14 protein-coding genes are annotated in these 15,094 nt (G+C 42.0%); 6 read left to right on the forward strand and 8 right to left on the reverse strand.

What is annotated here, in order from left to right:
* The first annotated feature begins 153 nt into the window (after positions 1–153).
* The 3 genes from bacA (at position 154) to PO903_RS03650 (ending at position 2,938) form a co-directional block, all read left to right on the forward strand.
* Positions 154–990, forward strand: a complete 837-nt coding sequence (bacA, locus tag PO903_RS03640) for an undecaprenyl-diphosphate phosphatase (RefSeq protein WP_273592622.1) — start codon at positions 154–156, stop codon at positions 988–990.
* Positions 991–1,126: 136 nt separating this feature from the next.
* A complete protein-coding gene (locus PO903_RS03645) occupies positions 1,127–1,315 on the forward strand; it encodes a hypothetical protein (protein ID WP_273592623.1) in 189 nt (62 codons plus the stop codon).
* Between the two features lie 288 nt (positions 1,316–1,603).
* Positions 1,604–2,938, forward strand: coding sequence for a hemolysin family protein (locus PO903_RS03650; protein WP_273592624.1), 1,335 nt, complete (start codon positions 1,604–1,606; stop codon positions 2,936–2,938).
* Between the two features lie 90 nt (positions 2,939–3,028).
* Here PO903_RS03650 and PO903_RS03655 read toward each other — a convergent pair whose 3' ends face one another.
* Both PO903_RS03655 and PO903_RS03660 read right to left on the reverse strand, forming a co-directional pair.
* The gene (locus PO903_RS03655; protein WP_273592625.1) at positions 3,029–4,087 is read right to left on the reverse strand and encodes an anthranilate phosphoribosyltransferase; all 1,059 of its coding nucleotides are present in this window, start codon (positions 4,085–4,087) and stop codon (positions 3,029–3,031) included.
* 21 nt (positions 4,088–4,108) lie between these two features.
* Complete coding sequence (locus tag PO903_RS03660; protein ID WP_273592626.1) at positions 4,109–4,702, reverse strand: ANTAR domain-containing response regulator; 594 nt, start codon at positions 4,700–4,702, stop codon at positions 4,109–4,111.
* A gap of 449 nt (positions 4,703–5,151) precedes the next feature.
* Here PO903_RS03660 and nirB point away from each other — a divergent pair, with 449 nt between their 5' ends.
* The 3 genes from nirB to cobA are packed head-to-tail and all read left to right on the forward strand — an operon-like array spanning position 5,152 to position 8,774.
* Positions 5,152–7,602, forward strand: coding sequence for a nitrite reductase large subunit NirB (nirB, locus tag PO903_RS03665; RefSeq protein ID WP_273592627.1), 2,451 nt, complete (start codon positions 5,152–5,154; stop codon positions 7,600–7,602).
* Positions 7,603–7,620: 18 nt separating this feature from the next.
* Positions 7,621–7,932 carry a nitrite reductase small subunit NirD gene (nirD, locus tag PO903_RS03670; RefSeq protein ID WP_069327780.1) on the forward strand — a complete coding sequence of 104 codons (312 nt, stop codon included), beginning with the start codon at positions 7,621–7,623 and terminating at the stop codon, positions 7,930–7,932.
* A gap of 17 nt (positions 7,933–7,949) precedes the next feature.
* On the forward strand, positions 7,950–8,774 hold the full coding sequence (gene cobA / locus PO903_RS03675; protein WP_273592628.1) for a uroporphyrinogen-III C-methyltransferase: 825 nt from the start codon (positions 7,950–7,952) through the stop codon (positions 8,772–8,774).
* Positions 8,775–8,785: 11 nt separating this feature from the next.
* Here the strand turns inward: cobA and PO903_RS03680 are convergent, their stop codons facing one another.
* From PO903_RS03680 to PO903_RS03705, 6 genes are all read right to left on the reverse strand, one after another.
* Positions 8,786–9,223, reverse strand: coding sequence for an Imm63 family immunity protein (locus PO903_RS03680; RefSeq protein ID WP_069327669.1), 438 nt, complete (start codon positions 9,221–9,223; stop codon positions 8,786–8,788).
* 214 nt (positions 9,224–9,437) lie between these two features.
* On the reverse strand, positions 9,438–11,210 hold the full coding sequence (locus tag PO903_RS03685) for an adenine deaminase (protein WP_502921660.1): 1,773 nt from the start codon (positions 11,208–11,210) through the stop codon (positions 9,438–9,440).
* Positions 11,207–12,283 (reverse strand): ABC transporter ATP-binding protein, encoded by a 1,077-nt coding sequence (locus PO903_RS03690; protein ID WP_273592629.1) that lies wholly within the window; start codon positions 12,281–12,283, stop codon positions 11,207–11,209. The genes PO903_RS03685 and PO903_RS03690 overlap by 4 nt, the downstream gene beginning before the upstream one ends.
* A 16-nt stretch (positions 12,284–12,299) precedes the next feature.
* Positions 12,300–13,091, reverse strand: coding sequence for an ABC transporter permease (locus PO903_RS03695; protein WP_069327667.1), 792 nt, complete (start codon positions 13,089–13,091; stop codon positions 12,300–12,302).
* Positions 13,092–13,098: 7 nt separating this feature from the next.
* Positions 13,099–13,920, reverse strand: coding sequence for an ABC transporter permease (locus tag PO903_RS03700; RefSeq protein WP_069327666.1), 822 nt, complete (start codon positions 13,918–13,920; stop codon positions 13,099–13,101).
* A 180-nt stretch (positions 13,921–14,100) separates the two neighbouring features.
* A complete protein-coding gene (locus tag PO903_RS03705; RefSeq protein WP_137223261.1) occupies positions 14,101–15,093 on the reverse strand; it encodes a nucleoside hydrolase in 993 nt (330 codons plus the stop codon).
* Between the last annotated feature and the right edge of the window lies 1 nt (position 15,094).

Below are 15,094 nucleotides of genomic sequence, written 5' to 3' on the forward strand. Positions count from 1 at the left end.
TAGTTCTTTTCGTTCAGTTTTCTGAAGATAGCACGAATGTACCTTTATAACATAGGCTATCTAGCAAATTGACGGAGTACGGTCTTATCTCATACTATGGAGTAAGCGTAAATTACATTTATACCTATGCTCACATTAAAAGGAGGTCCGTTCGTGGATATTATTTCAGCGATTATTATGGGTATTATTGAAGGCTTGACAGAGTTCTTGCCAGTATCCAGTACCGGGCATATGATTTTGACAAGTTATTTACTTGGTCTAGATCAGAATGCAGAACAGGTCAAAACATTTGAGATTGTAGTACAACTCGGAGCCGTACTTGCGGTTGTCGTATTGTACTGGCGTAAGTTTATTGATATTTTGATGACGATTCCTGATCTATTTAATGGTCGTCTCAAAAGTAAAAATGGTATTGCTCCTCAACGCCGTCTAAACATTTTGCATATTATTTTGGCGATGTTGCCAGCTGTTGTGGTTGGATTGATTTTGCATGACTTCATTAAAGAACACCTTTTCGGACCTATGACTGTCGTCTACAGCCTTGTTGTCGGTGGTTTGCTAATGATCTATGCCGAATGGCGTAAAGGCCGCTCAGCGGGTAATATGACGGTTGATGATATTACATACAAGCAGGCTTTTGGTGTAGGCTTATTCCAGTGTCTTGCTCTATGGCCAGGATTTTCTCGTTCTGGTTCTACCATCTCAGGTGGACTATTGCTCGGGATATCTCACACTGCTGCTGCTGAATTTACATTTCTAGTGTCTGTGCCGGTAATGTTCGGAGCAACAGGACTTGATCTTGTCAAAAGTGCACAGTATTTAAGTATGGATGACTTCGGATTTTTTGCAGCTGGATTTATTGCGGCTTTCCTTGTCGCTCTAGTCGCAATCAAAACATTCTTGAATCTGCTTAAACGTCTTCCATTGTATGTATTTGCTTACTATCGCTTTGCATTAGCTATTATTTTCTTTATCTTACTTACTCGTTAAGCAAAAGTTAGTATAGAGCTAATCCGTAATCTGATTCAATATTCGATATTCAGAGTTAATATATTTGTAATAATATGAATATATATAACTATACATGAGGACGACTTTACCGTCCTATTCAAATGGGAGATGCTACTTGGATACTTTACCCGCACGAAGGCGAATGATGAGTGCTGTACTGATGAGTCTAATCATGCTGTTGTTCTGTATGCCATTTCAATCAACAGATGAAGAAGACTATGACTTTGCTGTCACAACTGGAATTTATCCAGGCAAAATGACATACGGATCAGCACGGTATGCAGGTAATGTAGATGGCGGATAAAATGTGCCTACTTTACCACCAGTGATGACACTGGCTGCTTACTTTGCGATTCTGGTTCGGTATGTGCGTATATCGATCAGTCCCACTCATCTTCTTTCTTTCATCCCTCTCTTGCTCAAGCGCTTATTACTTGCAGAGCTTAAGTACCGGTCCAATTATATGGATACAGTTTCCGTACGACCTTAATCATGTCTAACACATTTGCTGATAGTAAGTGTGACTCATTCACATTAATGGATCGCGGATGCTGACCCGATAGGATCGGCACGCACGAAGGGAGAGAGTTTGTTGTCTGACAGTATTAGTATAGGACTTAATTTAACGTTATTTGTAATTTTAATTATCTTTACTGCGTTTTTCGTCGTTGTGGAATTTGCGATTGTAAAAGTAAGAGGTAGTCGTATCGATCAGTTGATCACCGAGGGAAACAAAAATGCTCGTTATGCGAAAGAAGTCATCTCGAATCTGGATGGTTACCTGTCTACCTGTCAATTAGGCATAACCATTACAGCGTTAGGGCTGGGTATGTTAGGAGAACCGACTGTAGAGTATATGTTATCTCCTATCTTTGCTAATTTGGGTGTTACTGAATCACTCAGTCATATTTTATCGTATGCGATTGCTTTATTATTAGTAACTTATTTCCATGTGGTTGTTGGTGAATTAACGCCGAAAACAGTGGCTTTACGCAAAGCAGAACAAGTGACGTTGTATACCGCTCGTCCGATTATCTGGTTTAACCGTTTGATGTATCCTTTTATTTTTATTTTAAATGGATCGGCTATCTTCTTAACACGCTTGATTGGTCTACAACCTGCAAGCGAACATGAAGAAGCTCACTCGGAAGAAGAATTGCATATTATTTTGAATGAAAGCTATGAAAGTGGCAAAATCAATCAAAGTGAATATGGTTATGTGAGTCGTATTTTTGCTTTTGATGAAATGCTAGCCAAAGAATTAATGGTTCCCCGTACAGACATGGTGTGTTTATTTACCGAGAAATCACCGGAAGAAAATCGGATGATTATTCGTAAAGAACAATACACTCGTTTCCCTGTAGCGGAAGGAAGTAAAGATAATATTATCGGTATGATCAATACCAAGCAGTTCTTTTTAGCAGCGGAAGAAACGCCGAATCTGAATGTTGCTCCATTGATTCATCCGGTGATGTCTTTATCAGAGACCACACCTGTAAAGCATTTGCTCAAACGAATGCAACGTGAAGGAACACATATTGCGATATTAGTCGATGAATATGGCGGGACTTCAGGGATGATTACGATTGAAGATATTTTGGAAGAAATCGTGGGCGAGATTCGCGATGAATTCGATGCCGATGAAGAAGATGAAATTCAACAAATTGCTCCACATCATCTGATTGTCGATGGTAAAGTATTTATCAACCGTGTCAACGATCTGCTAGGTACGGATCTGGATGATGAGGAATTGGATACGATCAGTGGTTGGTTATACGGTCAACGTCCTGATCTTGCCATTGGAGCAATCTATGAATTTGAAGATCTGACGTTCAAAGTATTGCGTCGTAGCGCACGTCGTTATCGCAAGCTAGAGATTGTCAAAAAAGTAGTCGAAATCGATGAAAATGAAGATACCGAATCATAATGGTATCTGATCTCGATGATCCTCATTCAATCATTGGCTAAAAACATTAAAACCGCTTTTTCCTCAACAGGAGAAGCGGTTTTTGTATGTTTATATCTTCCCAAGCGATAACATATTAGGCTGTTCGCCACGCATCAGCTGACCCCAGTGACAGTAGACTTGATAAGCTTTGCCACTTTCCAATATAGACTTAGCGGTATATACGCCTTCTTCAATCGAGCCTGTCTGGCCTGTTAGTGCTAAGCGGTAAGCACTATTGAGTAGTACTTGATTAGTAAATGCAAGATCAGCTTGTCCGCGTAACACCTGTTCGGTCACTTCGATCTGTGTAGCGGCTGTCCAGCTCATTTCAGGCAACGAAATATCAAGTCCATACACTTCAGGATCTATAATCTCCATACGAGCTTCACCATGTTCTACTACATACGTACGTGTAGGGCGATCAATAAATAAATCTTCCGACCCCTCTGCTCCCTGAATAATAGCGGCACGCTGATAATCCAGCCGTTGCAATACTTTAGCAATTCGTTCAAAAAACGTATTATGGAACACGCCATATACTAGATAAGGAGAATGACTATAATTCATTAATTTCTCAGCGCTATTCAGGATCGTACGTACCCCTATTTCTTCACGTAATGTACGCAAAGCGCCGAGAGGAGGACACCACTGCTCTGCTGATACAAATAATAACCCTGTTTCTTGGGCGGCGTATAGAGATTGATCTCGTGTCAGACGATCGGTATTGACTCCCATTTCACGCAACAATAAAGGCAATGTGACTCCCCATTTAGGAGGTAATGGCTCACTGCCATGTAACGTCACTTTTTGACCTGTGGACGCTAGCACAAATGAAGTCGCAAAGCTGGCGATAAACGAAGCCGTACGTCCATCATAAGGCGCTGCACAATCTAGACTATTGATCGAAGAAGTACGTAATGCATATTTACGACAAATATCTACGAACGCATGCATTTCTTCTATATTTTCCATCTTCATCCGTTCTGCCATCAAAAAAGCACCGATCTGTACATCAGACGCTTCTCGATTCAAAATCATTTCGCCTACCGCTATCGCTTCATCATAAGTAAGATCTCTGGAACCTCTTTTGCCTCGACCTACTTCTTTCAGTATGTCCGTCATGTTCACGTCAGGTTCCTCCTTTGACTATTAAGATTGTAACAATTGATGGGCTTTAACGATCGCTGTGGCAACATCTACAAGGCGTTTACGATCGTTCATCGCTTTTTTACGTAAAATGTCATAGGCTTCTGCTTCAGAGATCTTTTTCATATCTGCTAAAATGCCTTTTGCCATATCGATCCACTTTCGATCTTCTAAGCGGGAGACCAATTGTTGACGTTCGCTATGCCATTGTTGCCTTTCGACACAGATCTTAGCTGCAAAATGAAGTGCCCAGTGAAGGTCTTGTTCTTTCATGGTAGGTGTAAGAATCCCATCAATAGCACTTTCCATTTCACAGGCTTGGACAGAAGAAGAGGTGGTATATGGACTGCACCACCATAACATCGGGATATTGCGTGAATGCGTCAGAATATGTTCGAGGATAGCAATCTCTTCAATAGGTAGATCAAGCACTACAGCATCGGCTTTGGTTAACAAAGATTTGACATCATCAGCCCCAACTGAAATCGACGCCTGATACCCGTTATCTTCCAGCAAAGTCTCAGGTAATACCACAGACTCTAGCTGATCCGGACCACAGATCATATTATTCATACGGATAATCAGTAAAGAACGCATTGAGAGGTACTCCCTCCTCATATCACTTAATACTTTATATGAAATATATAATAGAAAATATTACATGAAAAGCTAAATTTTAAAGTAAATATATATATTTCAGCTCTTTTCTGAGAAAAAGAAGGTAAATGAGGTTATTTCGATATTTATCATGTAAACATAATTAACTTCTAATTTCAAATAAAATTTTTATGTTATTTATATTGACATGTAATTATACATCTTTTATAGTTGGTTTATCGAAAAACAACATGTTTAGCTTGTCGCATCATTATGTTGAACTACATTTCTTTTGAATATCATAGATACAATGGAGTATCTAAATCATAGACGGCAATGAAGCCTGTCTCTACCCTATATCAGAGTACCAAGCGTTTCGCACGCTTATCTCTGGTTGGAATGAGACAGGCTTTTTATATTTTACAGAGATTATAGGAGGAGAGATCATCATGACAACACCCAAAAAATTAGTACTGATCGGAAACGGAATGGCAGGCGTATGGACGATAGAGCATTTACTGAAGCTAGCACCACATGCATATGAGATCACTATTTTTGGAGCAGAACCTCATCCGAACTATAATCGTATCTTATTATCTACCGTGCTTGCAGGTGGCGCTTCAATCAACGATATCATTATCAATGACCATGATTGGTACAGTGACAATCAGATCACTCTACATACAGGTGATCCAGTCGTGCGTATAGATGCGCAGAACCGTCAGGTCATTGCTGCTTCTGGCTTGCATGTTGACTATGATGAAGTGATTATTGCAACAGGTTCAAGAGCCTTTATCCCACCTATTCCGGGTTCAGACAAAGACGGAGTGATTGGTTTTCGAGATATCAAAGATTGCGAGACCATGATCTCAACCGCTCAGACTCATCATAAAGCAGCTGTTATCGGGGGCGGACTGCTTGGACTTGAAGCGGCACGTGGATTACTGAATCTGGGTATGGATGTCACCGTTATTCATATTAATGAACATTTGATGGATCGCCAGCTTGATCTTCCCGCAGGATTGATGCTTCAAGAACAGTTAGAAGCTCAGGGCATGAAGTTCTTACTAGGTAAGCGTACCGTTGAATTAACCGGCAAGCGCAGAGTCACAGGGCTTCGATTCACAGATGGTGAATCATTGGACGCTGATCTTGTGGTGATGGCAGTAGGGATTCGTCCTAATATTGATGTAGCTTTATCTTCAGCACTTCAAATAAATCGCGGAATTATAGTCGATGATCATCTGCATACGAATATTCCTCATATTTCAGCCGTTGGCGAATGTGCAGAACATCGTGGCATTGGATACGGGTTAGTTGCTCCCTTATATGAGCAAGGTGCTGTGCTTGCTAAACGTCTCGCAGGACTAGACACTGCCGGGTACGAGGGTTCTGTTACTTCGACTAAACTCAAAGTTGCTGGTGTAGATGTATTCTCAGCAGGACAATTTGCAGATACAAAACAGACCAAGTCGCTACGTATGCAAGATGATATCGATCATATTTACAAAAAATTAGTTATTCAAGATGGTAAATTAATCGGAGCTGTATTGTTCGGAGATACGTCTGAAGGCAGTTCATTGTTCTCTTTGATCAAAAGTGGTGAGTCGATTGTCGGACGTGAAAAAGAATTGCTCACTGGTTATGTAGCTGGTGCGGCGACAGTATCTCCTTTGCAACGATTAGAAAGTATGGCTGATGACGAAATCGTATGTGGTTGTAACGGTGTTAGCAAAGCAGCGATCGGTGATGCAGTACTGAATCAAGGTTGTCATACGATGGGATCACTCAAAGCTTGTACCAAAGCTTCTGCTTCTTGCGGAGGTTGTGCTCCACTTGTAGAAGGATTGCTTCAATATTATGCGGGAGATTCGGCTCAAGTAGCGGTCAAAGAAGGCATGTGCAGCTGTACTTCACTACAACGTGACGAGATTGTAGAGCAGATCAAAACGATGGGTCTCAAAACAGTCAAAGAAGTAATGAATGTACTGGAATGGCGCGAACCTGAAGGCTGTTCCAAATGCCGTCCAGCACTCAACTATTATCTAGGCATGTTATTTCCAGCAGAATATGAAGATGAAAAAGAATCTCGCTTCACCAATGAACGGTATCATGCCAATATTCAAAAAGACGGTACGTATTCAGTGGTTCCTCGTATCTATGGCGGAGTCACCTCACCTGCTGATCTCAAAAAGATAGCTAATGTAGCTGAAAAATATAATGTACCACTCGTTAAATTTACAGGTGGTCAACGATTAGATTTACTCGGTATCCAAAAAGAAGACCTGCCTAAAATCTGGGAAGAATTAGATATGCCTTCCGGTCATGCTTATGGCAAAACATTACGTACAGTCAAAACATGTGTGGGTAATACATTCTGCCGCTTTGGGACACAAGATGCGATGGCAATGGGAATCAAAATGGAAAAAGCATATGAACGCTTAACTGGCCCTGCCAAAATAAAATTAGCAGTCTCTGGATGTCCACGTAACTGTGCAGAAGCGACAATCAAAGATTTGGGCTTAGTAGCTATCGATGGCGGTTGGGAACTGCATGTGGGAGGCAATGGTGGTGTTAAAGTACGGGCTGCCGAACTGCTATGCACAGTCAAAACGGAAGAAGAAGTGATGGAATGGTCCAGCGCGTATTTACAATATTATCGTGAACATGCTCGCTTTAATGAACGCACCGCCGCATGGATTGAACGTGTAGGTCTAGATCATGTCAAAGAAGCACTTGCCGATCAACAGACTCGCTTGGAGCTGGTTAGTCGTATAGAAGAAACGCTGAGTTATACTTCTGATCCGTGGAAAGAAATTATTGCCAAAGACGAATTACGCAAAAACTTTGAACCTTTGAACCAAGCACCATTAACCGGATCGACCACATCTATCCATTAAGGGGGAACTGCGATGACGATGACCAAATTACATGTAGGGCATATTCAAGACATCGATAAAAAAGGATCACGTACTTTCCAACTAGGTGAGACCGAGATTGCTTTGTTTCACCTTAGTGATGGTAGTATTCATGCCGTTGAAAATAGCTGCCCTCACAAAAAAGGACGTTTATCTGAAGGGATGGTCTGCGGGACAGCGATTCATTGTCCTTTACATGATTGGAAAATCGATCTACGAAGTGGCAAAGTACAAGAACCTGATGAAGGTTGTGTGCACACGTACAATACAGAAGTCGATCCTGATAGTGGAGCGATCTATATCACATTTTGAGCAAAGGAGTGGTGAAGATGAATAGAGCATATGGCACAGTAAGCATTATCGGGGCAGGTCCAGGTGATCCTGAATTGATTACAGTTAAAGCATTACGGCGGATTCAGCAAGCCGATGTGATTATGTATGATCGTCTGGTGAATGACGAGTTGTTAACCTATGCCCGTCCAGATGCACAGAGGCTATTTTGTGGTAAAGCGCCTGGATTGCATCATATGAATCAAGCCACTATTCATCGTACACTACTCTCTTATGCATCAGCAGGTCATGCTGTGGTTCGACTCAAAGGAGGCGACCCCTTTGTTTTTGGACGGGGTGCAGAAGAAGCTTTATTTCTAGCTGAACATCATATTCCTTATGAGATTGTACCGGGTATCACATCAGCGATTGGAACAGCCGCCAGTGCTTCGATTCCGCTCACTCATCGTGGTGTAGCCACATCATTTGCTTGTATTACAGTCTGCCGGGCGAATCCAGCGATTGAGCCAACTACGACAGAATCGATATTTTCTTCCGCTCCACTGGTATCTCCGTCCCCTGTGCGGTGGGATCTACTTGCTCACAGCGTGGATACACTGGCAATCTATATGGGTGTCAGTCAGTTGGAAGAAATCTGTAGCGAACTGATCTTTTGCGGTAAACCTTCTACAACCCCTGTCGCTATTATCGAAAATGGAACAACCGAAGCCGAGCGCATATTTACAGGTACACTGGCGGATATCACTCAAATAGCCACTGCCGCTCATGTGAGTAATCCAGCGATGATTATTATCGGTGCAGTGGTTCATATCCGGGAACAATTAATACAGATGAAGCATCAAGCCCATCAAATGATCGGGTAACCTTTATGATGCTAGATTGATTCTATATCTGCTCGTTTACCTTTCTCATGCCACCATTGTGCATATATGCCGCCAATCGCATCAAATATTTGCGTCTGATCATGTTGCCATTCTGCTACTAGCTGTTCATCATATGTAAGAAAAGAGGTTTTGTTATCGACTTTGTATTTGCGTAATAAGCGAATATGCGTCACCAGTTCAATCGTATACGCTAATATCCAGTACAACATCGCATCCTCATCATATATCATTTTGGTAAACACATTTTGTCCACGTTCATACATCTGTAGTCGGTATCCTGTAGCAGTCAGTTCGACAAAAGGAGCAAAGTCTTCTCGAAAAGATGACATAAACGGATTCGTAATATAATCGATATACTCTTCTTTCAGTAAAGAAGTACGTTGCAACAACGAATGTAATTGTTCTATATACTGTGCTTGTGTTTTCATACAGATACCTCCTGAATAGTTATCATCTTATGCTCTATTTTCGCTATATGTAATCTATCCTACACGTTTTTGGGATATCGTCAAAAAAAGTAGGTGAATCTAAAAAAGCCGTTTTCCTTTATGTAGAGGAGCAACGGCTTTTTTAGTATGACTATTTTGAATAATTATGCTTTTCATCATTTTAGGTAGAGATAGCATAAAAGATGATGCAGTCTTAATAGGAAGAATTCATACTATTTCGAGTAGCTCCTGTTAATAAAGGAACCACTTTCCCATGATTAACATCAATAAGACCATAATCAGTAATTTTGAGTGCAGGGCTAACGGGCAACGAATGCGTACTAATCGACATAATCGGATTATAATGCTTATACCCTAATTCACGCATAGCCGTAACCAGTTGATCCACAGCAACAGCTGTTTCTTCCAGTGGGGCTTCTGTTAAAATACCACCTACAGGTAAATGTAGGGAAGCGATGATTTCTCCATCTAATACAACACAGAATCCACCCTGCTTACTAATCACTTCATTGGCTGCTATCGCCATATCTTGTGGATTACGACCGACGACAAGCAGATTATGATTGTCATGTGAATAGGTTGTTGCTATCGCACCACGTGTAATCGTATCTCCACCGATCAGACCATACGCATGATTACCATTTTTTCCATACCGTTCAAACGTAGCGATCAATCCATACCCGCTCTGTTCCCACATCAACTGCTGATTACGCACACTCACATCAGTTAGACGTTCTTCGGTAAAGGTTGATCCGTCTTTGACCATCATTACCCGACATTCATACAGACCGTCCTCGTTATGAACTGGAACTTGAAAATGTTGCTCGTTCAGTAGCTCTAACTTCACACTCTGATAAAAGTGGGCTGGGAATTGTGGTTGAGAAGAAGGCTGTATATACGGCTGATCCTGCTGATACACACACAATCCTTTTTTGTAAACTTCATCAATCTGGAACTGCTCGATATCGGATAGTAAAATAAAATCGGCTAATTTACCGGGTGCTATGGCTCCACGATCACTCATATTCATTCGTCTTGCAGGTGTAAAAGTGGCCGCATAGACCGCTGCTTCAGGTGTCATTCCCATCTGAATCGCTTTACGGACGATATAATCGAGATGTCCACGCCACGCTAGACTATCGGTCATCACATCATCTGTCACAAAGCAGAAATGTTCTGCAACATCATGATGGATCATATAATCCATAATTTCCGGTGTCATTGATTTCTCTTGCAGTTCAATAAACATCCCTGCTGCTATACGCTCTGTCATTCCTTCAATACTCTGGTGGGTATGATCAGAATCGATTCCTGCTGTGATCAATTGATGGAGATCTAGATCAAGTAACTTGGGCGTATGCCCTTCGATAACAAGATGCGGATAATGCGTCTTCATATGACGTAAAATTTGATTCGTTTTACATTCTGGATCACGTATCACATCGACATAGTTCATAATTTCGCCCAGACAGATAATCGACTCCGTACGCATCAACTCGTCGATATCCGCAATCTCGATAGAACCGCCTGTTGTTTCCAGCGGTGTGGCGGGTACAGAGCTAGGAATACTATACATCATATCGCACGTCACATCTTGACTGGCGGCAATCATTTCTTTGACCCCTTCAAGCCCGAATACATTAGCCATCTCATGCGGTTCAGGTACGATCGTTGTAACTCCGCGGCGTAAAATGCCGTGAGAAAAGGTCGCTGGTGTGATCATCGAGCTTTCAATATGCAAATGGATATCGATTAGACCGGGGATCATATATCGTCTATGACCTTCGATGATCTGCTCGGCGGCAAAACGATCACTGCTTTGTTGACCAATATATAGAAATTTGTCTCCCTTAACGGCTACATCGCCTGTACGAAATTCTTTATAGTAACTATTGTAAACCTGAACATTGGTGATAAGCAGATCTACAGCGATTGGAGAGGATGCAGATGTATTTACACTACTCATTGTCCCACCATCACAATCTTATCCGCTGGAAAAGTAATCATCACCTGTTGACCCGGTGCAATCGGGATATCCATTTCTTGATTAACTGTAAATGCGCCTAACGCTGTCTGTACTTCAAATTGATAACTTCGTCCTAGATACGTGCTGACTTTGACCGCTCCTGGTACTTGATTGGACAGAGACTTTTGTAGATCCGTCAGTTGACCTAAAGGTATAATACGTAAATCTTCCGGACGGATCGCGCCTTTGTACGTGTTCGCTGTCGATTGACCGGCTTGTAATTGCACATCAAATCCGTAATCTCCAATCGTCCACTCTAGCCCTGTATTTCCTTGACGAGTCCCATCAAACACCAAAAAGTTATTAAACCCGATAAAACGAGCGACATATTCGGTTTTGGGATACTGGTAGATATCGGTAGGAGCACCTAATTGCTCGATTTTGCCAGCGTTCATAATTGCTACTTGGTCGGAGATCGAAAAACATTCTTCCTGATCATGAGATACGTAGACCGCAGTCATTCCTAATTCTTGCTGTAAACGACGAATCTCAACACGCATCGTCACTCGGAGATTAGCATCCAGATTACTTAACGGTTCATCAAATAGTAGCAGATCCGGTTCAATCACCAGTGCGCGGGCAATAGCTACACGTTGCCGTTGTCCACCAGACAATTCTTGCGGGAACCGCTTTTCAAAGCCATTCAGACTAACGATATCAAGCATACGTAATACTTTTTCTTTCACTTGCGCTTCTTTCATTTTGCGCAGACGTAAGCCGAACGCTACATTATCATAGACCGACAAATGTGGAAATAACGCATAACTTTGAAAAACAAATCCAAAATTGCGTTTGTTCACAGGTAGGTGGGTATAATCACGCCCGTCGAACATAAATTTGCCACCTTTTGCCTCCAAAAAGCCTGCAATCAGACGCAATGTGGTTGTTTTGCCACAGCCGCTTGGTCCGAGTAATGAAAGTAATTTACCTTCTTCTAATTTGAGATCGAAATTCTCCAAAATCAGGTGGTTATCATACGCCACCGATACCTGTTCTAAGCTGAGTAATGTCATCGTCGTATGCCTCCCCTTATCGTTTGGTAAAGTAAGCCAGTCCACCCATCAGGCGCTCAATCACGAACATCAATAGACCGGTCAATATCATCAATACGACCGAAATCGCAGCTATTGTTGGATCAAAATAATTCTGTACATACGTCAACATTTGGATCGGCAATGTACTAATTCCCGGTCCTGTCATAAATACAGAGATATCGACATTATTGAATGACTCCAGAAAAGCGATCAATACCGCCGCCATAATGCCTGAGCGAATATTCGGTAATACCACTCTGAAAAAAGCTTGTAAACGCCCTGCACCAAGACTGACTGCAGCTTCTTCGATTGAAAAATCAAAGTTCGATAGACTGGAACCAATCACTCGAATAATAAACGGCAACATAATGACTGTATGCCCGACTAAGAGACCTGCATAAATTGGCAATTGGTACATGACCAGTACATATTTGAGCATCGTAAAACCAAGTACAATACCGGGAATCAACACCGGTGATAAAAAGATCGCATTGAGCAAATCACGTCCGCGAAAGTGATATCGACTTAGCGCGTATGCCGCAGGTACACCCAGAATCAGAGCAAGTAAATTCCCCAATAACGAAATAATAATAGAGGTGACAAACGTCTTCGGAAACATATCGACTGCCCATATATTTTGATACCATTTGAGTGAAAATCCATCCGGTGGAAATTTCAATACTGTGCCCGGTCCGAATGAGGTGACCGAGATGATCACCAGTGGTCCTAGCAGAAAAATAAAAACTAACGTGCTAAATATCGCCAGTCCGTAATGTTTTTCTTTCATCTTCGTCTCACCCCTTCGGATTCAATTTCGTAGCTACTTTGTTCATCAATCCTACAACAACCAGTGTAATCACAATCATAATCGTAGCGATCACTGAAGCTAGATACCAATCATTTAATGTCATTGCATTCTGATATAGGAATGTAGAAATTACCCGTTCTTTGCCTCCAAGCAAGGCTGGAGTGGTATACGCGGTTAGACTACCGACAAATACAAGTACACTTCCGATGATCAGACCCGGAATCGTGAGCGGAAATAATACTTTACGCAATGCTGTAAACCGAGAAGCGCCCAGACTTTCTGCGGCACGAATCAGTTCACTATCTACATTTTCCATCACACCTACAAGTGTAATAATGATCAATGGTAAAAATAGATGCACCAGTCCGATAATCATCGCTGTTGGTGTATACAAAATTTCGATCGGTTTATCGACAATCCCAGTAGCAACCAGAGCATTATTCACCAGACCTTTACGTCCTAGAATAATCATCCAGCTAAACGAGCGCACAACAGGGCTGGTCAACAACGGAAAAATAGATAAAGCTAGTAAAATCCCTTTTTTTCGTGTACCCAAGCGAGAAATGTAGTAAGCGACCGGATAACCAAGAGCAATACAGATCACAGTTGTAAATACACTCACTCGTAGAGTTGTCAGTAGAATCCGGTTGAAATACGCATCTTTGAAAAAGTACAGATACCCTTCCAAGGTAGGCTTGCCTTCTTGCACAAACGTTGAGCCAATCGTCAATATAATCGGAATCAGCATAAATACGGTAAGGAACAGCAGCCCGGGTAGGAGCAGCCAGTACATCTTATTGATTTTCATAGGTGGATACGCTCCTATCTGAGCAGAATTAAGGTGGTTCTTAGGGATAGAGCAATTGGTTTTACTTTTAGAAAATCCACCCTATCTTCAATGGTACGGAGTATAAGAACAAAGTCTTTTCTGAAGCGGATACCCTAACCACATCAAAAGTTAAATGATTAGTCCACTCTAAGCACACTGCTATTTTAAAGAAATCTGCTCTGCATTTTCGATCAGTTCTAGTTCTACACTTGCTACAGGCTCGGTTGCTTTGAGATTACTAAGGGATTCCAAAAAGATTTTGAAAAAGGCGATATGGTTGACCGTTAGAGCGACTTGGACGTTGGGTTGTTTGCCCAAACGATTTTGAAAATCGCATACCGTTTGTCCATCGCATAAGTCGCTGTTGGTTTCGATATCGACGTGATATAACGTGGTGCTAATCACATCGGGATACAGAGCGGCGGCTACTGCAAGCGGGTCATGCATGGCGCATGCTTTGACTCCATTGCGTTGTTCGTAGCGCTCCATATAAGCGGATGTGCTCTGACCTACATACACTGCGATTTCAGGTTGAGCGGTACGATTGAGCGCACCGAGATGGTTGTTGTTTAGCAATACTTTGCGTGTCACATCTAACGGTACAAGGACTAGATTGGCAAAGCCTGCGTTTAGTACTTGCTTGGCGGCTTCAGGATCGACGTACATATTGTATTCGGCTGTTGGTGTGATATTACCGTATTCATTAACGGCTCCACCCATAATGACGATTTCTTTGACGTTAGCGACAATCTCCGGCTGTTGTTGAATCGCTAATGCTACATTAGTTAGTGGTGCTGTAAGAATCAACGTGATCTCACCGGGATGGCTCATAATTTGCTCAATCATAAATTCATGAGCCGCTTGAGGTTGAACCTGCTGCTCCACTTGCATCTCCGTTAAGGCGCCACCAATCCCATCATTGCCATGAACTGAATGTTCGAATCTAGGCTCTCGAACTAAAGGAGCATCTGCTCCTGCAAAAACAGGAATATCCGTACGATCGATCAACTGTAGAATTTTGAATGTATTCGTCGTCGCTTGCTGCATGGATACATTCCCATTAACCGTCGTAATCCCTAAAATGTCACAACTTCCACTACCAACAGCTAGCATGATTCCAAGCGCATCATCGATTCCTGTGTCGACATCCATA

The organism is Paenibacillus sp. PK4536 (assembly GCF_028594455.2).
GTDB classification, from domain to species: domain Bacteria; phylum Bacillota; class Bacilli; order Paenibacillales; family Paenibacillaceae; genus Saccharibacillus; species Saccharibacillus nuruki.